The 17,403-nt window shown below is 70.4% G+C and carries 19 protein-coding genes; 8 read left to right on the top strand and 11 right to left on the bottom strand.

Annotated elements, in window-relative coordinates; genetic code table 11:
* Positions 1 to 31: 31 nt before the first annotated feature.
* A complete protein-coding gene (locus ABD732_RS06690; protein ID WP_344781878.1) occupies positions 32 to 676 on the top strand; it encodes a TMEM175 family protein in 645 nt (214 codons plus the stop codon).
* 3 nt (positions 677 to 679) lie between these two features.
* On the opposite strand, the gene ABD732_RS06695 is transcribed toward ABD732_RS06690, so the two are convergent.
* The 6 genes from ABD732_RS06695 to ABD732_RS06720 form a co-directional block, all read right to left on the bottom strand.
* Complete coding sequence (locus ABD732_RS06695) at positions 680 to 2,059, bottom strand: wax ester/triacylglycerol synthase domain-containing protein (protein ID WP_344781880.1); 1,380 nt, start codon at positions 2,057 to 2,059, stop codon at positions 680 to 682.
* A 104-nt stretch (positions 2,060 to 2,163) separates the two neighbouring features.
* Complete coding sequence (locus tag ABD732_RS06700; RefSeq protein ID WP_344781882.1) at positions 2,164 to 3,225, bottom strand: acyl-CoA dehydrogenase family protein; 1,062 nt, start codon at positions 3,223 to 3,225, stop codon at positions 2,164 to 2,166.
* Positions 3,222 to 4,211, bottom strand: coding sequence for an acyl-CoA dehydrogenase family protein (locus tag ABD732_RS06705; RefSeq protein WP_425552994.1), 990 nt, complete (start codon positions 4,209 to 4,211; stop codon positions 3,222 to 3,224). Before ABD732_RS06705 ends, ABD732_RS06700 begins: the two co-directional genes overlap by 4 nt.
* Before the next feature lies 1 nt (position 4,212).
* Positions 4,213 to 5,379 carry an acyl-CoA dehydrogenase family protein gene (locus ABD732_RS06710; RefSeq protein WP_344781884.1) on the bottom strand — a complete coding sequence of 389 codons (1,167 nt, stop codon included), beginning with the start codon at positions 5,377 to 5,379 and terminating at the stop codon, positions 4,213 to 4,215.
* Positions 5,379 to 6,302, bottom strand: coding sequence for an enoyl-CoA hydratase (locus ABD732_RS06715; protein WP_344781886.1), 924 nt, complete (start codon positions 6,300 to 6,302; stop codon positions 5,379 to 5,381). Before ABD732_RS06715 ends, ABD732_RS06710 begins: the two co-directional genes overlap by 1 nt.
* Before the next feature lie 37 nt (positions 6,303 to 6,339).
* Positions 6,340 to 7,005: a TetR/AcrR family transcriptional regulator gene (locus tag ABD732_RS06720; protein ID WP_344781888.1), complete on the bottom strand. Its 666-nt coding sequence runs from the start codon at positions 7,003 to 7,005 to the stop codon at positions 6,340 to 6,342.
* A 132-nt stretch (positions 7,006 to 7,137) separates the two neighbouring features.
* Here ABD732_RS06720 and ABD732_RS06725 point away from each other — a divergent pair, with 132 nt between their 5' ends.
* Genes ABD732_RS06725 through ABD732_RS06755 form a run of 7 tightly spaced genes read left to right on the top strand, consistent with a single transcriptional unit; the run spans position 7,138 to position 14,353 of the window.
* Positions 7,138 to 7,935, top strand: coding sequence for an enoyl-CoA hydratase-related protein (locus tag ABD732_RS06725; RefSeq protein WP_344781890.1), 798 nt, complete (start codon positions 7,138 to 7,140; stop codon positions 7,933 to 7,935).
* 46 nt (positions 7,936 to 7,981) lie between these two features.
* On the top strand, positions 7,982 to 9,127 hold the full coding sequence (locus ABD732_RS06730; RefSeq protein WP_344781892.1) for an acyl-CoA dehydrogenase family protein: 1,146 nt from the start codon (positions 7,982 to 7,984) through the stop codon (positions 9,125 to 9,127).
* 46 nt (positions 9,128 to 9,173) lie between these two features.
* Positions 9,174 to 9,917 (top strand): SDR family NAD(P)-dependent oxidoreductase, encoded by a 744-nt coding sequence (locus ABD732_RS06735; RefSeq protein ID WP_344781894.1) that lies wholly within the window; start codon positions 9,174 to 9,176, stop codon positions 9,915 to 9,917.
* A 14-nt stretch (positions 9,918 to 9,931) separates the two neighbouring features.
* Positions 9,932 to 11,545, top strand: a complete 1,614-nt coding sequence (locus ABD732_RS06740) for an AMP-binding protein (RefSeq protein WP_344781896.1) — start codon at positions 9,932 to 9,934, stop codon at positions 11,543 to 11,545.
* Positions 11,542 to 12,321, top strand: a complete 780-nt coding sequence (locus ABD732_RS06745; protein ID WP_344781898.1) for an enoyl-CoA hydratase/isomerase family protein — start codon at positions 11,542 to 11,544, stop codon at positions 12,319 to 12,321. The genes ABD732_RS06740 and ABD732_RS06745 overlap by 4 nt, the downstream gene beginning before the upstream one ends.
* Positions 12,318 to 13,202 (top strand): 3-hydroxyacyl-CoA dehydrogenase family protein, encoded by an 885-nt coding sequence (locus tag ABD732_RS06750; RefSeq protein WP_344781900.1) that lies wholly within the window; start codon positions 12,318 to 12,320, stop codon positions 13,200 to 13,202. Before ABD732_RS06745 ends, ABD732_RS06750 begins: the two co-directional genes overlap by 4 nt.
* On the top strand, positions 13,202 to 14,353 hold the full coding sequence (locus tag ABD732_RS06755) for an acyl-CoA dehydrogenase family protein (protein WP_344781902.1): 1,152 nt from the start codon (positions 13,202 to 13,204) through the stop codon (positions 14,351 to 14,353). The genes ABD732_RS06750 and ABD732_RS06755 overlap by 1 nt, the downstream gene beginning before the upstream one ends.
* Positions 14,354 to 14,359: 6 nt before the next feature.
* On the opposite strand, the gene ABD732_RS06760 is transcribed toward ABD732_RS06755, so the two are convergent.
* The 5 genes from ABD732_RS06760 to ABD732_RS06780 form a co-directional block, all read right to left on the bottom strand.
* On the bottom strand, positions 14,360 to 14,977 hold the full coding sequence (locus tag ABD732_RS06760; RefSeq protein ID WP_344781904.1) for a helix-turn-helix transcriptional regulator: 618 nt from the start codon (positions 14,975 to 14,977) through the stop codon (positions 14,360 to 14,362).
* A 3-nt stretch (positions 14,978 to 14,980) separates the two neighbouring features.
* Positions 14,981 to 15,331 carry a ferredoxin gene (fdxA, locus tag ABD732_RS06765; protein WP_344781906.1) on the bottom strand — a complete coding sequence of 117 codons (351 nt, stop codon included), beginning with the start codon at positions 15,329 to 15,331 and terminating at the stop codon, positions 14,981 to 14,983.
* A gap of 7 nt (positions 15,332 to 15,338) precedes the next feature.
* Positions 15,339 to 15,929: a DUF2249 domain-containing protein gene (locus ABD732_RS06770; protein ID WP_344781908.1), complete on the bottom strand. Its 591-nt coding sequence runs from the start codon at positions 15,927 to 15,929 to the stop codon at positions 15,339 to 15,341.
* 77 nt (positions 15,930 to 16,006) lie between these two features.
* Positions 16,007 to 16,774, bottom strand: coding sequence for an anti-sigma factor (locus tag ABD732_RS06775; protein WP_344781910.1), 768 nt, complete (start codon positions 16,772 to 16,774; stop codon positions 16,007 to 16,009).
* Positions 16,771 to 17,334 (bottom strand): sigma-70 family RNA polymerase sigma factor, encoded by a 564-nt coding sequence (locus ABD732_RS06780; RefSeq protein WP_344781912.1) that lies wholly within the window; start codon positions 17,332 to 17,334, stop codon positions 16,771 to 16,773. Before ABD732_RS06780 ends, ABD732_RS06775 begins: the two co-directional genes overlap by 4 nt.
* Between the last annotated feature and the right edge of the window lie 69 nt (positions 17,335 to 17,403).

Below are 17,403 nucleotides of genomic sequence, written 5' to 3' on the forward strand. Positions count from 1 at the left end.
GGCCGGCCCGCGGCGGGATTAGATTTCCTCTATGACCGACACGGATGCAACCGCGGCTGCGAACGCCGAATCTCCCCGCACCACCGAGGGCTTCCGGCGGCTGCTGGCCTTCTGCGACGCGGTGGTGGCGATCGCGCTCACCCTGCTGGTGCTTCCGCTCACCGATGCCGCCGGGGACGCGGACGACACCACGGCGTGGGCCTTCATCGAGCACCACTCGGCATTGCTGACGAGTGTCCTGATCAGCTTCGCGGTGATCGCCGGATTCTGGTGGCACCACCATCAGATGGCCGAGTACTTCGCCGCGTACGACGGTGTGGTGGTCGTGCTGAATCTGGTGTGGCTGTTGATGATCGTGATGCTGCCGTTCACCACCGAACTGGGCAGCAGTCGGCCGGTGACCGGCGCGAACGTGCTCTACCTCGTGGTCCTGACGATCGCCGCTGCGGCGATGTCGGCGATGTACGCCTGGGCCCGCCGGCACCCGGCCCTGCTGGTCGAGGGCGCACCGCGGGCCGAGTTCCTGGCCGCGCGCGGCGGCTGGCTGACGGTGGTGGTGATGGCGGTGGCGCTGGTGGTCACCGCGATCTGGCCGTCCTCGGGCAGCTGGCCGCTGCTGCTCCTGCTGGCGATCGGCCCGCTGGAGCGGCTGGTGAGCGCCCGGGCGTCGCAGTAAGGCCTACTCGGTGTACTTCGCGAAGGCCTCGGCCAGGCACTCGGTGAGTTCGCCGGGGTCGGCCACGGCCGCCGGATCGGAGTTGATACCGACGAAGGCGGTGCCGTCGTAGGTGAGGAAACCGATGTTGATCGCTGCACCCGACTTGGGGGCGAAGGGCACCAGCGTGTTGACCCGCGCGCCGCACAGATAGACCGGGATCGGGGGTCCCGGCACGTTGGTGGCGGCCACGTCGACCCCTTTCATCAGGGAGCCGGCGAGTCGTTCGGTGACGGGGTCGGGCAGCAGCGCCAGCGTCTTGTAGACCACATCCGACAGGTCCAGCGCGGGGTCCCTCCGGGCGTGGTCGATCAGACCGTGCAGCTGGTAGAGGCGCACCTGCGGATCGATGTCGTCGGTGGGCACCACGAACCGCGCGGGCGCCCAGTGGTTGCCGGTGGCATCGTCGCCCGGCTTGCGTTGATTGACCGGCATGTTCACCCGGATGGACGGCAACTCGTGGCCGTGCCGCCGGTGATAGGTACCGACCGCGTCGGCCACGGCCGCCATGAAGACGACGTTCAGGGTGGCCTCCGCGCCGCGGGCCGCCTCCTTCAGCGGCTCCACCGGGACGTCGATCAGGGAGAACACGCACGACAGCGACCGGCCGGCCATCCACCCGGACTTCGGATCGCCCTGCGGGGCGAGCATGGCCGCCGCCGACGCCGCGGTGCGCCCGAGGGTCATCGTCGACCCGATCGGGCTGGTCACCACGGCACGCGCCGCTCGCAGCGAGGCCTTGATGCTGCCGCGCACCACCTCGTCCAGGGCGCCGACCTCGAACTCGGTGGCCTGAACGACGCGGCCGAGCAGACCCGCCGGATGACTCTCCGGGGCCGGCGGCAGCGGGCCCAGATCTCCGGGATCGGGGTCCAGATCGAACAGTGCCGCGCTCATCGCCAGCCCGCCCATCCCGTCGGCCACCGAATGATGGATCTTGAAGATCACCGCCGACTGTCCGTCGGCCAGGCCGGTGAGGATCGCGATCTCCCACAGCGGCCGCGAACGGTCGAAGTCGGCCTCACCCATCCGGGCCGCGTACTCCAGGGCGTCCGGGATACCGGCGTCGTCGTCGGTCAGACGGCGCCAACGGATGTGATAGCTAGGGTCGAAGTTCGGATCGGTCTCCCAGCGCGGCGGGGCGGGGGAGAGCGGATTGCCCACGGCCCGTTCCCGCAGCCGGGGGAACAAGCGGGTCAGGCGCTCGGTGCGATCGGCGACCTGTGTGCGATCGGGCGGGGAGTCGAGAACCACGACGGCGATGATCCCCGACCGCAGCAGCGGATCGCCTTCGATCCCGTACATGACGGCGTCGAAGGCGCCCATCCGTTCATCCCGCACCATGCTCCGATTGTGGTTCAGTCGCCGCAGCGGTGTGGGTGGAACTCGACATAACGGAACTCGACACGAGGGAACTCACGACGACGGGCCGAGGGCCGAGGTGCCGATCACACCGGAATGATCGCGGCCGCCGTATGGGGCGCCCCGAACAGCTGCGCGTCGGCCTGAGCCCGTTTGAAGAACAGCCCGATGTCGTGCTCGGCGGTGATCCCGATGCCGCCGTGCAGCTGGATCGCCTCGCCGGTCACGGTCACGAAGCCTTCGGAGCAGTAGACGTGCGCGGCGGCGGCCAGCTCGGCCGCGTTCGATGCGCCGGCCGCGACGGCGTCGACGGCGGCGGCCGAGATCGACCGCATCGTCTCCACCAGCACGTACATGTCGGCCATGGTGTGTTTGAGGGCCTGGAAGGTGGCCAGCTCGCGCCCGAACTGCTTGCGTGACGAGGTGTGTTCGACGGTCAGCGCCAGCGCCCGGGCCGCGCCGCCGACCTGTTCGGCCGACAGCAGCGCCCACGCCAGGGTCCGCAGCCGGTCGGCGAGATCGGCCGGCGCCGGAATGGTCTCGGAGGGCACCTGATCGAACTGGACGCGGGCCAGCGGGCGGGTCGCGTCCAGCACCGGTAGCGGACTGACGGTGATACCGGGGGTGTCCGCCGCCACCAGATGCAGGGTGATCCGGTCGCCTCCGCCGGCCAGCACCAGGAACGTATCGGCGGACTCGCCGTCGATCACGTACTCGGCGGTGCCGGTGAGCAATCCGGCCTCGGCCTCCACGCCCGGCGACTGCCAGCCGGCGGGGCCGGCCCAGCACACGCTGGCGCGGGTCTCACCCGCGGCGAGTGCCGGAAGCAGTCGCGCGCAGGCGTCGTCGTCGCCGGCGGCCAGCAGGGTGCCGGTGGCCAGGACTGCCGAGGACAGGACCGGGACCGGGGACAGGGTCTCGCCGAGCACCTCCAGCACGGCGGCGCTCTCGCGCACCGTCGCCCCGGCACCGTCGTACTCCTCGGGGATGGCCAGAGCCGCGACGCCGATCTGCGTGGCGAGGGTCTGCCACAGTGCGTCGTCGTACCGGCCGGGCCGGGTGACGGCATCGCGGACCGTGGCCGGTCCGCCGTGGCGCCGGCACACGTCCCGGACCGCGTCGGTGAGGGCGCCGAGTTCGTCCATCATCGCGTCCCGGCTTCTGTGCGCAGGGTCTCCAGGATCCGCTGGCGGTGCCAGTCGGGGGTGCCCCAGGCCGAGCGCAGGGCGCGGGCCTTGGTGAGCAGCAGCGAGAAGTCGTGCTCGGCGGTGTAGCCGATGGCCCCGAGGACCTGCAGTGCGCGGCGGGCGGCGACGTCGGCGGCCTCGGCGGCGGCCACCTTGGCGGCCGAGACGTCCCGTGTCGCGGTGTCGCTGTGGGGCTCGTTCTCGAGGGCGACCGCGGCGCCCCAGACCAGCGGGCGGGCCATCTCGACGGCGATCGCGACATCGGCCAAGTGGTGCTTGACGGCCTGGAACGAGCCGATCGCCTTGCCGAACTGGTGTCGGGTCTTGGCGTAGTCGGCGGCCAGGTCGAGCATGGCCGCGGCCAGCCCGAGGGACTGGGCGGCGGTGGCGAGCGCACCGAGGTCGATGGCGGCGACGGCGTCGACGCCCTCGGCGAGGACCTCGCCAGCGGTCACGTCGGCCACCTGGCGGGTCGGGTCGACGGTATCGAGCGGGGTGCCTGCGCTGCCGCGCGAGAGCACGCCCCCGGTCAGCAGGTAGACGTCGGCGACCTCCGGGTCGGCGGCGCGGGGCGTCACCGGCGGCACGGCGCACGAGCCCGCCCGCTCGCCGGCCAGCAGCGGTGCGAGAGCGTCGACGGCCCCGGCGGCGCCCAGGAGGGCGGGCACCACGGCGAAGGTCTCGGCCACCGGCCCGGGCAGTGCGCAGCGGCCGAGCTGTTCGACAGCCACCATCATCTCCACCGGGCCCGCGCCGCTGCCGCCGAGCTCGTCGCCGACCAGCAGGCCGGTGATGCCGGCCTCGGCGAGCCGGGCGTAGACGCCGAGTCCGGCGGTGCGGTCACCCTCGGACCAGGCGCGGGCGACGTCGGTGCCGCCGGCCCGAGTGGTGATCTGGGTGACGGCCTGCGCCAGATCGGTGTGTGTCGAATCGAGAAGGAAGTCCACGTTATCGGTCTCCGCGAGGTAGGCCGAGAAGTCGCTCGGCGATCACATTGCGCTGAATCTCGTTGGTACCGGCGTAGATCGGGCCCGACAGCGAGAAGAGGTAGCCGCCGAGCCACCGGGAGTCCAGTTCGGCGTCGGCGCCGAGCAGGTCCAGAGCGGTCTGGTGGGCGGCGATGTCCCACTCCGACCAGAAGACCTTGTTGATCGACGACTCCAGGCCCAACTGGCCGCCGGCGGCCAGACGGCTGACCGTCTGATAGGTCGAGAGCTCGTACGCGCGGGCGCCGATCCAGGCGTCCGCGACGCCGGTGTCGGCGGCCCCGGCGGTCGGGTCGTCGTCCCGACGCTCGCGCCACAGGGACAGCAGCCGGTCGGTGGTGGCCAGGAACCTGCCGGGGGAGCGCAGCGACAGGCCGCGCTCGTTGGCGGCGGTGCTCATCGCCACCTTCCAGCCGTTGTTCACCTCGCCGATCACGCCGGAGGCGCCCGGGTCGGACGGATCGTCCGGGACGAAGACGTCCTCCAGGAACAACTCGGCGAAACCGGGTTCACCGTCGAGCTGGGCGATCGGGCGGACCGTGACGCCGGGGGCGCGCAGGTCGAACATGAAGTAGGTGAGGCCGCGGTGCCGCTGCGCCTCCGGGTCGGTACGGAACAGTCCGAAGCCCAGATCGGCGAAGCTGGACCGGGAACTCCACGTCTTCTGCCCGTTGAGCAGCCAGCCGCCCTCGGTCCGGGTGGCGCTCGAACGCAGGGAGGCCAGGTCGCTGCCGGACTCCGGCTCGCTCCACGCCTGCCCCCAGATGTCGTCGGCGCGCGCCATGCGGGGCATGATCCGGGCCAGCTGATCGGGGTTCGCGTGCTCGAACAGGGTCGGCGCCAGCAGGAAGATGCCGTTCTGGGAGACCCGGCCCGGTGCGCCCGCGCGGTAGTACTCCTCCTCGAAGATCAACCAGTGCAGCAGCGGCTCGTCGCGCCCGCCGTACTCGGTCGGCCAGCTCACCACCGACATGTTGTCGGCCGCCATCTCGGCCTCCCAGGCGCGGTGCGCCTCGAAGCCCTCAGCGGTGTCCATGGACGGAAGTGGCTGTGCGGGAACGTGATCGGCCAGCCAGCTGCGCACCAGTGCGCGGAACTGCTGGGCGGCGTCGTCGAAGTGCAGATCCATCAGCGCCGCTCTCCCGCCGACTTCATCGACTTGGCGTCCATGCCGGCGAGCGAGTCACCGGTCTCGGCGTTCGCGCTGTGCGCGTAGTGGTGCCAGCCGAAGACCGAGTCCATCGCGTTGCGCATGCCCATCTGGTCTTCGCAGATGTTGACCGCCTTCTTGCTCAGGAACAGGCCCTGCATCGGCATCTCGGCCATCTTGGCGCAGATGTCGTCGACCTTGGCCGCGAGCTCGTCGCGCGGGACCACGTGGTTCACCATCCCCCAGTCGAGGGCCTGCTGTGCGGTGAAGCGCTCACCGGTCATCAGGATCTCCTTGGCCCGGCGGGGCCCCAGAACGTAGGCGTGCGCGAAGTACTCGACACCCGGAATCCCCATGCGCGCCACGGGATCGGAGAAGAAGGCATCGTCGGAGGCGACGATGAAGTCCGCGGCCCAGGCGAGCATCAGACCGCCGGCGATACAGGCGCCGTGCACCTGGGCGATCAGCGGCTTGGGCATGTCCCGCCAACGCCGGCACATCCCGACGTACACCTCGATCTCGCGCGCCAGCCGCTGATCGGCGGACATGCTCTTGCCGCTTGCGTCGCCGGAGCCGTCGGTGTGGTCCCAGTGCAGGGCCGCGACGTTGGGGTAGGGCACGTGCGGATCGCGCTCGGGCGTGCCGATGTCGTGCCCGGCCGAGAAGTGCTTGCCCTCGGCGCGCAGCACGATCACCTTCACGCCGGGATCGTCGGTCGCCTTGCGGAAGGCCGCGTCCAGGGAATAGGTCATCACCGAGTTCTGTGCGTTGCGGAACTCGGGTCGATTCAGGGTCACGTAGGCGACCGCGCCGTCCGGGCCGCCGGTCTGGTAGGCGACCGGGCTCGAATCGGCGGTCAGATCGTCGGGGCCCAAAGGCGGTGGGATGACGGCATCGCTCATGCCCCGAGCTTAACCTAGCAAATGCTTGGTTGGTAGTTCAGGCGCCGAGCAGGTCGGCGTACTCGGCCCGACGTTCCGTGGGGACCACCGCGCGCAGGACCAGCGCGCGCTGTGCTGCGATGTACTGCTCCAGGGTCAGCGTGCGCTCGAAGTACCAGTGCTTCAGTGCCCACGAATGGGCCAGGAGCAGCAGGTTGTAGGCCACGAGGTCGGCGTCGTCGGTCTCCAGCAGCCCCGCGGCGACGCCGTCCCGGACGGCCTCGCGGAGCGGCTCGCTGGTGGTCACCTCCAGGCGCTTGATCTTCTCGCGGCCCTCCGCCGACAGCGCATTGCTCTCCCGGTAGGTGAGGACCGCCGCGTGCCGGTAGCGGTCGATCACGCGGCAGTAGGCCTCGAAGGCCGCGGCCAGCCGGCGCACGGGATCGTCGCCCGCGGCCTCCATCGCCGGCGGCACGTCGGCGGCGAAGGCGTTCAAGACGTCGACGATCACCGCCAGCAGCACCTCGTCTTTGCCGCCGAAGTAGCGGTAGATCAGGCCGACGCTGACGCCGGCCTCCTGGGCGAGTGCCTGCATCGAGACCGACTCGGAGCCGCGATTCTCCATCAGGCGGGCCGCCGCGTCGAGGATCTGGCGCGAGCGCACGGCGGCCCCGGCTGCGCGGGCGGCCTCGGTGGCGCTGGGTGTGGTCGGACTACCGGTCATGGCACCTCCCTGGGGTTGAACATCGATTCACTCTAGCGCCGACGCGGGCGGCGGCTCTTGACGCGGTGACGAGATGAACATACATTCATCGTACGTGAACCAATATTCATTCCGTTGGAAAGGCGAGTTCCCATGGCTCAGTTCGAAGACATCACCTACCAGGTCGACGGTCCCGCCGGGATCATCACGATCAACCGGCCGGATCGCTACAACGCCTTCCGTGCCCAGACCGTCGACGAGCTGATCGCCGCCTTCCAAGACGCCTGGACGGACCCGGCCGTGCGCGCGGTGATCCTCACCGGCGCCGGGGAGAAGGCCTTCTGCACCGGCGGCGACGTGAAGCAGCGCGCCGAGACCGGCGACTACGGCCCCAGCGAACTCGGCCGCTTCCGCATCGGCGACCTGCACAAGCTGATGCGCGACATCCCCAAGCCGGTGATCGCCGCCGTCAACGGCGTCGCGATCGGCGGCGGCCACGTCCTGCAGGTGCTGGCCGACGTCTCGATCGCCGCCGACAACGCCCGCTTCGGGCAGGCGGGCCCGCGTGTCGGCTCGTTCGACGCCGGATTCGGTTCGGCCTACCTGGCCCGCGTGGTCGGGGAGAAGAAGGCCCGCGAGATCTGGTTCTTCTGCCGCCAGTACACCGCCGATCAGGCCCTGGAGATGGGCCTGGTGAACAAGGTGGTTCCGGCCGCCGATTTGCTGACCGAGGCCAAGTCCTGGGTCGACGAGGTCGCGGCCCTGAGTCCGACCGCCATCAAGTTCCTCAAGCAGTCGTTCAACGCCGACAGCGACCACCAGCTGGGCCTGTCGAACATGGCGATGACCGCACTGGACATGTTCGGCGTCTCCGACGAGGGCATGGAGGGCGCCAAGGCCTTCGCCGAGAAGCGCACCCCGGACTTCGGCCCGCACGTGGCCTGGCACTGACCCGCACACAGTCGATCTACGCACAGGGAATCGGAAGGCACACGCGATGGACTACGGCTTCGACGAAGACCAGGAGGTCTTCCGCACCGAGATGGCCCGCTGGGCGGACAAGGTGCTCGCCCCGCACTACCAGGCCGACGACAAGACCGCCGAGCTGCGCCGGCAGCAGGTGAGCGACATGGCCGAGATGGGCCTGAACGGTCTGCGGATCCCGGACGAGTACGGCGGCCAGGAGGCTACCGCGGTGATCGCCGGCATCGCCGCCGAAGAGGTCGGCCGTGCCGACTTCAACGCCGGATACCTGATCATCAACACCGCACTGATCAGCGACATCATCGTCCGCAACGCCACCGAGGAACAGAAGCGGGCGTGGCTGCCGCCGATCGCCTCGGGCGAGACGGTCCCGTGCATCATGATCACCGAGCCGGGGCACGGCACCGACGCCGCAGCACTCACGCTGCGGGCGAGTCAGACCGGCGACGGCTGGGTGCTCAACGGCGAGAAGACCTCGATCACCCTGGGCATGGCGGCCGACAAGGCCGTCGTTCTGGCGCGCACCGGCGGCCCGGGGGCGCGCGGCGTCTCGGCCTTCTGGGTCGACATGGACTCCCCGGGGATCTCCCGCACCGCCTTCGACGATCTGGGCAGCCGCGCGATCGGCCGCGCCACCATCTACTTCGACGACGTCGCGGTGCCGGCCGATCGCATGATCGGCGAGCCCGGCGGCGGCTTCGTCTCGGTGATGGAGGGCTTCGACTATTCACGCGCCATCATCGGGCTGCTCTGCCTGGGCGCCGCGCAGCAGTCGCTCGACGAGGCTATGCAGTGGGCCCGCGACCGGGAGGCCTTCGGGCAGCCGATCGGCAAGTTCCAGGGCGTCTCGTTCCCGCTCGCCGAGTCGGCCACCTACGTCACCGGCGCCCGGCACGTCTGCTACGAGGCGCTGTGGCGCAAGGACAACGGCCTCGACCACTCCGCGCAGGCGGCGATGGCCAAGTTCTGGGCCCCCAAGCTCTCCGTCGACGTCATTCACCAGTGCCTGCTGACCCTCGGCCACATCGGCTACTCGACCGAGCACAAGGTCGGCCAGCGGCTGCGCGACGTGATCGGCCTGGAGATCGGCGACGGCACCGCGCAGGTCTCCAAGCTCGTCATCTCCCGCAATCTCCTGGGCCGCGGCTACGCGCCCTGACCCACATCACGCTGACCTCTTTCCTTCCCACCACAGGAGCATTCACATGACCACCCGACTCGACCAGAAGATCGCCTTCGTCACCGGCGCGGGCCAGGGCATCGGCGCCGCCATCGCCCGCCGGCTCGCGGCCGACGGCGCCACCGTCGTCGTCACCGACCTCAACGCCGACACCGCGGCGCAGACCGCCGCCGAGCTGGGCAACGGCGCCATCGGCCTGCAGGTCGACGTGACCGACCGCGACAGCGTGAACGCCGCCGTCGACGTGGCAGTCGAACGCTTCGGCCGCATCGACGTTCTGGTGAACAACGCCGGCTGGGACAAGGGGGAGCCCTTCGTCGACTCCACCCCGCAGACCTGGGACCGCATCATCGGTATCAACCTCTACGGCGTCCTGAACACGTGCAAGAAGGTCGCTCCGCTGATGATCGAGCAGGGTTCGGGAAAGATCGTGAACCTCGGTTCGGACGCCGGCCGGGTCGGCTCGTCCGGCGAAGCGGTCTACGCCGCGGCCAAGGGCGGCGTCATCGCCTTCACCAAGTCGCTGGCCCGCGAGACCGCCCGCAACTCGGTGAACGTCAACTGCGTCTGCCCCGGCCCCACCGACACCGCCCTCTTCGCCTCCATGGGCGGGGAGAAGTTGCGCGAAGCCCTGCAGAAGGCCATCCCGATGCGCCGCCTGGGCCAGCCCGACGACCTCGCCTCCGCGGTGGCGTTCCTCGCATCCGACGACGCCGGTTTCATCACCGGCCAGACCGTCAGCGTCAGCGGCGGTCTCACCATGAGCTGACGGAGGCGAGACCCGTGGAAACCCTCCTCACCCCCGAGCTGTCCGCGAAGTACCACGGCGGCGGCTACTGGATCGATCGCACCATCACCGACTACCTCGACGACGTCGCCGCCGCGACACCGGACAAGGTGGCCTTCATCGACCACCGGCGCCAGATCACGTACGCGCAGTTGCGCGCCGAGGTGGACCGCTGCGCCCTCGGACTGCTCGAACTCGGGGTGCAGCCGGGCGACGTGGTGTCCTTCCAGCTGCCCAACTGGATCGAGTGGATCGTCGTGCACTACGCGGCCACCCGGATCGGCGCGATCAGCAATCCGCTCGTCCCGATCTTCCGGGAACGCGAGGTGGCCTTGATGATCCGGCTCGCCGGGAGCAAGGTGGCGGTGATTCCGGAATCGTTCCGCGACTTCGACTATCCGGCCATGTACGCCGGCCTGGACGGCGCGCTGCCGTCACTGGAACACACGCTGGTGGTCGGCTCCAGCTTCGACGAGTTCATGGCGACGCCGTGGGAGACGCGCCGCGACCCGACCGCGCTCGCCGCGCTGCATCCGGCCGGCGACGACGTGTCTCTGCTGATCTTCACCTCCGGCACCACCGGAGAACCCAAGGGCGTTATGCACACCCACAACACCCTGGTGGCGGCCAATCTGCCCCTCCCTGCGCGATTGGGCATCACCGACGACACCGTCTTCCACATCGCCTCCACCCTCGCGCACCTGACGGGCTTCCTGTACGGGGCCCGGCTCAACGTGCAGAACGGCGCCACCTGTGTGCTGCAGGACGTTTGGGACCGCACCGAGTTCGTGCGGCTGGTGGGCGAACACCGCATCAGCTACACCTCCGGCGCCACCCCGTTCCTGCACGACTTCATCGCCGCGGAGAACCTGCCGTACTCGGACGTGAGCAGCCTGAAGCTCTTCTGCTGCATGGGCGCACCGATCCCGCGGGCGATCGTCGACCAGGCCCGCGAGACGGTGCCCGGCATGGTGGTCCTGGGCGGCTGGGGCCAGACCGAGAACGCTCTGGTGACCCTGGGCGTCCCGAGATCGCCGATCGAGAAGATCGTCGGCACCGACGGCTACCCGTGGCCGGGAATGGAGATCCGCACCGTCGACATGGACGGCGCCGACCTCCCGGCCGGGCAGCAGGGGCGCCTGCAGGTGCGCGGACCGTCGCTGTTCGTCGGCTACCTGAATCGGCTCGACGACACCCGTGCGTCCTTCGACGGCGACTGGTTCGACACCGGTGACCTCGGGGTGATCGACGCCGACGGCTACCTGAAGATCGCCGGCCGCACCAAGGACATCATCATTCGCGGTGGGGAGAACATTCCGGTGGCCTTCGTGGAGAACGTCTTCTACGAGCACCCGAAGATCGAGGCCGTGGCGCTCGTCGGGCTGCCCGATCCGCGGCTGCAGGAACGAGCCTGCGCGTGCGTGGTGCTCAAGCCCGACGCCGACGGCTTCACCTTCGACGAGATGCGCGAGTATCTGGCGAGCAAGGGGCTGGCCAAGCAGTACTGGCCTGAGCGGCTCGAAGTGCTCGAGGCGCTGCCCACCACACCGAGCGGCAAGATCCAGAAATTCCATCTGCGCTCGACCCTGACGGAGGGCGAGAAGGCGTGACCGACTATCAGACTCTCGACGTGCAGGTGGCCGACGGCCTGGCCGTGCTCACCCTGAACCGGCCGGACGTCCGCAACGCGATCAACGCACAGGTTCAGGCCGACATCGCGGCGGCCCTGGACGCGCTGCGCGACGACGACTCCGTCGGCGCCGTGATCTTCACCGGGGCCGGCGACCGGGCCTTCGCCGCCGGCGCCGACATCGGCCAGTTGGCGAACTACGATCTGCACTCCGGGCTGGCTTCGACCATGCAGCGCCTCTACGACACCGTCGAGGACTACCCGAAGCCCACCCTCGCGGCGGTCAACGGCTGGGCGCTGGGCGGCGGCTGCGAACTGGCCATGGCCTGCGACATCCGGATCGCTGCGGCCTCGGCCCGCTTCGGGCTGCCGGAGACGACGCTGTCGGTGCTGCCCGGCGCCGGCGGCACCCAGCGGCTGGCCCGGCTGATCGGGGTGGGCCGCGCGATCGAGGCGATCCTGACCGGCCGGGTGTTCACCGCCGACGAGGCGCTGGCCGCCGGACTGGTCACCGAGGTGGCGCCGGACGGCGCCGTGGTGGACGCCGCCCGCGCGACCGCGGCGAAGATCCTGGCCAAGGGGCCGGTCGCGATCCGGCTGGCCAAGCTCGTCATCCGCACCGGCATGGATGCCGACCAGCGGACCGGTCAGGTGGTGGAGCGGCTGGCGCAGTCGTTGCTGTACACCACCGCTGACAAGGCCGAGGGCGCCGCCGCGTTCCTCGGCAAGCGCACCCCGGAATGGAGCGGCCGATGACCGCGCGCATCGGGCACGTCGCCGTGGTCGGCGCCGGCGCGATGGGCTCGCAGATCGCCATGGTCTGCGCCCTGGCCGGCCACCGGGTGACGCTGACCGACGCCGATCCGGCGGCGCTGGACCGGGCCCGGACCCAACTGCGCGAGCGCACCGACGCCATGGTGGCCAAGGGCCGCCGCAGCGCCGACGAGGTGGCACAGGCCTGGGCGCGGTGGGAGGCCGCGACCGTCCCGCCCGCCGACGCCGACCTGGTGATCGAGGCGATCGTGGAGAAGCTGGAGGCCAAACGGGAACTGTTCGCCGACCTGGACGCCCGCTGCGGCCCCGGCACCGTCTTCGCCAGCAACTCCTCGAGCTTCGTGCCGTCGTCGCTGGCCTCGGCCACCGGGCGGCCGGACCGCTTCGTCAACCTCCACTTCTTCAACCCGGCCCTGGTGATGACGTGCGTGGAGGTGGTCCGCGGACCGGAGACGGCCGACGCGGTGGCCGCGGAGGCCACCGAGTTCGTGACCGGCCTCGGCAAGGTGCCGGTGGTCCTGGACCGGGAGATCCCGGGCTTCGTCGCCAACCGGATCCTGGGCGCGGTGCGCGACGAGGCGCTCGCCCTCTACGAGGGCGGCTACGCCGACATCGAGGCCATCGACACCGCGGCCCGCACCGCGCTCGGCTACCCGATGGGGCCGTTCGAGCTGATGGATCTGACCGGGATCGACATCGGTTACCTCACCAAGACCGCCCGCTACGCCGACACCGGCGACGCCGCCGACAAGCCGTCGGACACCGTCGCCGCCCTGGTGGCCGACGGGCATCTCGGCCGCAAGACCGGCCGCGGCTTCTACCACTACGACCAGGCGGGCAACCGTCTCGGAAAGGCGCTCTGATGGACTTCACCCTCACCGACGAACAGCGGGCGTTCCAGCAGACCGCACGCGACTTCCTGAACAAGGAGGTGGTGCCCTTCCGAGCCGAGTGGGACCGCCGCGAATCGGTCGACACCTCGATCATCCCCAAACTGGGTGAGGTCGGCTTCTTCGGTTTGACCATCCCCGAGGAGTACGGGGGCCTGGGCGGTGACTACATCACCTACTGCCTCGGCATGGAGGAGTTGGGGCGGGCCGACTCGTCGGTGCGCGGCATCGTCTCGGTGTCGATGGGGCTGTTCGGCAAGATCGTCCTGAGCCACGGCACGCACGAGCAGAAGCAGCGCTGGCTGCCCGGCATCGCCGACGGCTCCCTCCTGGGCTGCTTCGGTCTGACCGAGCCGGACAGCGGCTCGGATCCGGCGAACCTGAAGACCCGGGCGGTCCGGGACGGCACGGACTGGGTGATCACCGGCAACAAGATCTTCATCACCAACGGCACCTGGGCCGACGTCTGCGTCGTCTTCGCCCGCACCGGTGGTGCCGGTCCGAAGGGCGTCTCGGCGTTCCTGGTCCCCACCGATTCAGCCGGCTTCGAGCGCACCGAGATCCACGGGAAGCTGGGGCTGCGCGGGCAGGCCACCGCCGAACTGCGCTTCGACGGGGTGCGTGTGCCCGCCGACGCCGTCCTGGGCGAGGAGGGCCAGGGCTTCGCCATCGCCATGACGTCGCTGGACAAGGGCCGGGTGTCGGTGGGCGCGGGCTGCACCGGCATCGTCGCCGGCTGCCTGGACACCGTGGTGGAGTACACCACCGCGCGCACCCAGTTCGGCCGGCCCATCGCGTCGTTCCAGCTGATCCAGGACATGATCGCCGAGATGTCGGTGGACGCCGACTGCGCCCGGCTGCTCACCTGGAAGGCCGCCGCCGCGATCGAATCCGGCGAACCCGTCGCGGTCCCGGCGTCGAAGGCCAAGCTGTTCGCTTCGGAGGCGGCGGTCAAGGCCGCCAATCTGGCGGTGCAGGCGCTCGGGGGCTACGGCTACATCGACGAGTACCCGGTGCAGAAGTATCTCCGAGATGCCCGCGTGATGACCCTCTACGAGGGCACCAGCCAGATCCAGAAACTCCTCATCGGACGCGCCGAGACCGGTGTGAGCGCCTTCGCCTGAGGGGGTTCACCGGACCGCCGGGGCCCCGGCGGACCGGGGCGGGCCGATGGTGGCCAGGCAGTGATCGCCGTCGACGAAGGGGTCCAGGTCGGCCCGCCGCCGATCGCCGTGCGCGTCGAGCACCCCCTGCATCAGTCCGCGGTGCACCGAACAGGTGATCGCGGGATGCTCGCGGGCGGCCTCCAGGAACGGGCATCGCTGCAGCCGGATGCGGGACCCGGTGGCGGTGGGGGAGAAGCCCATCCCGGTCAGCACCGACAGCAGATCCTCCATCGTGCCGGTGCACGGATCGGCCTGGACCGTGCCCAGCCGGTGGCCGGAGCGGGCGGCTTTGGCCGCACCGTCCGGGTCGGCGTCGAGTGCGGCCGCCAGGGCCCCGGCCAGGAGACCGAACTCCCGGGAACCGGCCGGATCCATGCACGCGCGCGCCGAATAGGCCAGCTGCGGCCGTCCCGGTCCAGCCGGCGGCAGCGGCGTGGCCTCGGCCAGCCCGTCGTCGAGCAGCCCGGCCAGATGGAAACGCACCGTGGTCGGCGGCCGCTGCACCGCCTGCGCCAGCCGGGCGAGGGTCTGCGGACCGTCCCCGGCGCGGAGCGCGGAGAGCAGTTCCTCGCGCAGGTCCATCGCTCAGGTGTCCGTGTCCTGCGGCGGCAGCGAGGCCACCAGCGGGGCGTCGCCGCCGATCGCGCCGAGCTTGGCCGCACCGCCGGGCGATCCCAGCGGCGCGTCCTGGCCCGGCAGCGTCTCGACGAAGAAGTCGGCGTTGTCGGTGAGGTACGGGAGCCACTCGTCGGGCAGGTCGTCCTCGTAGAAGATGGCCTCCACCGGGCACACCGGTTCGCAGGCGCCGCAGTCGACGCACTCGTCGGGATGGATGTAGAGGGCGCGGCCGCCCTCGTAGATGCAGTCGACCGGGCACTCCTCGACGCAGGCGCGGTCGAGCACGTCGACGCACGGCTGGGCGATCACATAGGTCACGGGCGCATCACCTCCCCGCCGCGGGGGTGATGGTCAGGGTCGGCTCGCGGTGCGTGTGCACCGTCAGATAGCTGAGGCCGGCCACTCCCGCGCTGAACGAGCGCCGCGAACCCTTCGGCAGCCAGAGCAGGTCCCCGGCGGTCACCTCGACCGGTCCGGTCGCGGTGCCCAGGGTGCCGCCGCCGGCCAGGACGTGGATCAACACGTCCACCTCGGCACCGGTGTGCTCGCCGATGCCGCCGCCCGGGGCGATCGTGATGACGTTGGAGTCGAGGCCGCGGTCGGGGACGTCGAGCTGCCAGGCGACACCGGGTCCGCCGCCGGCGAGCGCGGCGGCGGTGTTGCCGAGTCGGCGGGGGACGGGCGCGCCGAGCGTCTTGCCGATGCGGATGCGGTAGTCGCCGCGCTCGCGCACCAGGTACTCCCACTCGTAGCCGCCGGGGTTGCGCTCCTCGAACTGATCGTGCAGGTGACGCGGGTCGTGGTCGTTGATCAGGATCACAGCCTCGCCGACGCCGAGACCGTCGAAGAGACCGAAGATCTTCGGGTGCCGCTGCGGCTTGGCGATCTCGCGCACATCGATGGTGACGTCGGACATGGACCCTCCCGAAATAAATACAACCCTTACTCGTAAAAATTACCCGTGTTTCCGCCGGTCGGCAATCCGCGTCGGCGTCAGAGGGCCAGTTCCGTGAGAATCGGGGTGGTGGGAGCAGCCGAACCGCCGCTGGGCTCCAGGGTCACCGCCAGCGCCGCGACGGCAGCGAGATCGTCGACGACGACGGGGGCGCCGCCGGGCGCGCTGAACAGGCCCGCCGAAACGGGCGTGGAGCCGCCGTCGAGCTTCCACAACTGCAGCACCCGGTCCGCGGGCACCGGGTTGGCCACGCCGCCCAGCGTGACGACGGCCTGATCACGCTCTTGCGAACTGACGACCGTCAGGATGCCGCGACCGTCGGCCAGTGCGCTGCTCGCCAGTTGCGCATCCGGAGCGGTGAACACGGCGCCGGCCGCTTCGACGACGGCGTCGGCAGGCGGTCGCGGTGCGCTGGCGCGCCCGATGAGGACCCCGGCGCCCATCGCGACCCCGACGACGACGGCTGCGGCGGCGACGGCGATCGCCGCCCGCCCTCGGCGGCGTCGTGTTCGATCGATCCGGGCGACGGGCGGCGCATCGCCGGCTTCCCGGTCCGACGGGTGCGCGGCGGCGTGATCGGCGAGCACCCGCTGCCGCAGTTCCTCGGGTGCGCGGTCGGAGTAGCGCGCGGCGTACTCCGCCATCACCGCCTGCATCTCGGCGATCTGCGCCTCGAACTCGGCGCGTTGCGCGGCGGGCAGGCGTGCGAGTTCGGCGGCGAACCGGGCGTGCTCGCCGGGCGGCAGAGCGTCGACGGCGAACAGGTCCAGGTCCTCGCGCAGCCGACCGGGTTCGGGAGTGGTCATGATGCTCCTTCCGAAACGCACCGTCGCAGACGGCGCAGCCCGTCCCGGATACGCGACTTGATGGTGGGCAGCGGAGTGTCGGTGTGTTCGGCCACTTCGGGATAGGACATGCCTCCGAAGTACGACATTTCTATGGTGCTGCGTTGCAGGGCGGTGAGCAGGCCCAAGCATTGCCGCAGGGTCACCGCCTCATCGCGACGCTCGACGTCTTCACCGACCGGCGGCTCGGGCACGGCGGCTCCGGCACTCGCATACTCGGCGCTGCGGCGGCGGTGCAACCGCTCGGCGCGGACCCGGTCGACCGCGCGGCGATGGGTGATGGTCATCATCCAGCCGAGGGCGGTGCCCCGGCGGGCATCGAACCGGTCGGCCTGCTGCCAGCACTGCAGGTACGACTCCTGCACCACTTCCTCGGCGTGACTGCGGTCGGCCAGGATGCGGAGCGCGAGACCGTACACGCGGGCGCTGGTCAGGTCGTAGAGGGCGGTGAAAGCCTCGCGGTCGCCGTCGGCGGCGGCGCTCAGCAAGCCCGTCAAGTCGGGTTCCTGCGACCGGGTCATCGATGGGCTCGATCGTCGGGACAACGGTGTTCCGGCATAGCGTCACACACCTTCATCTCTCGCCGTTCT

Source organism: Gordonia caeni, from assembly GCF_039537105.1.
Taxonomy (GTDB): domain Bacteria; phylum Actinomycetota; class Actinomycetes; order Mycobacteriales; family Mycobacteriaceae; genus Gordonia; species Gordonia caeni.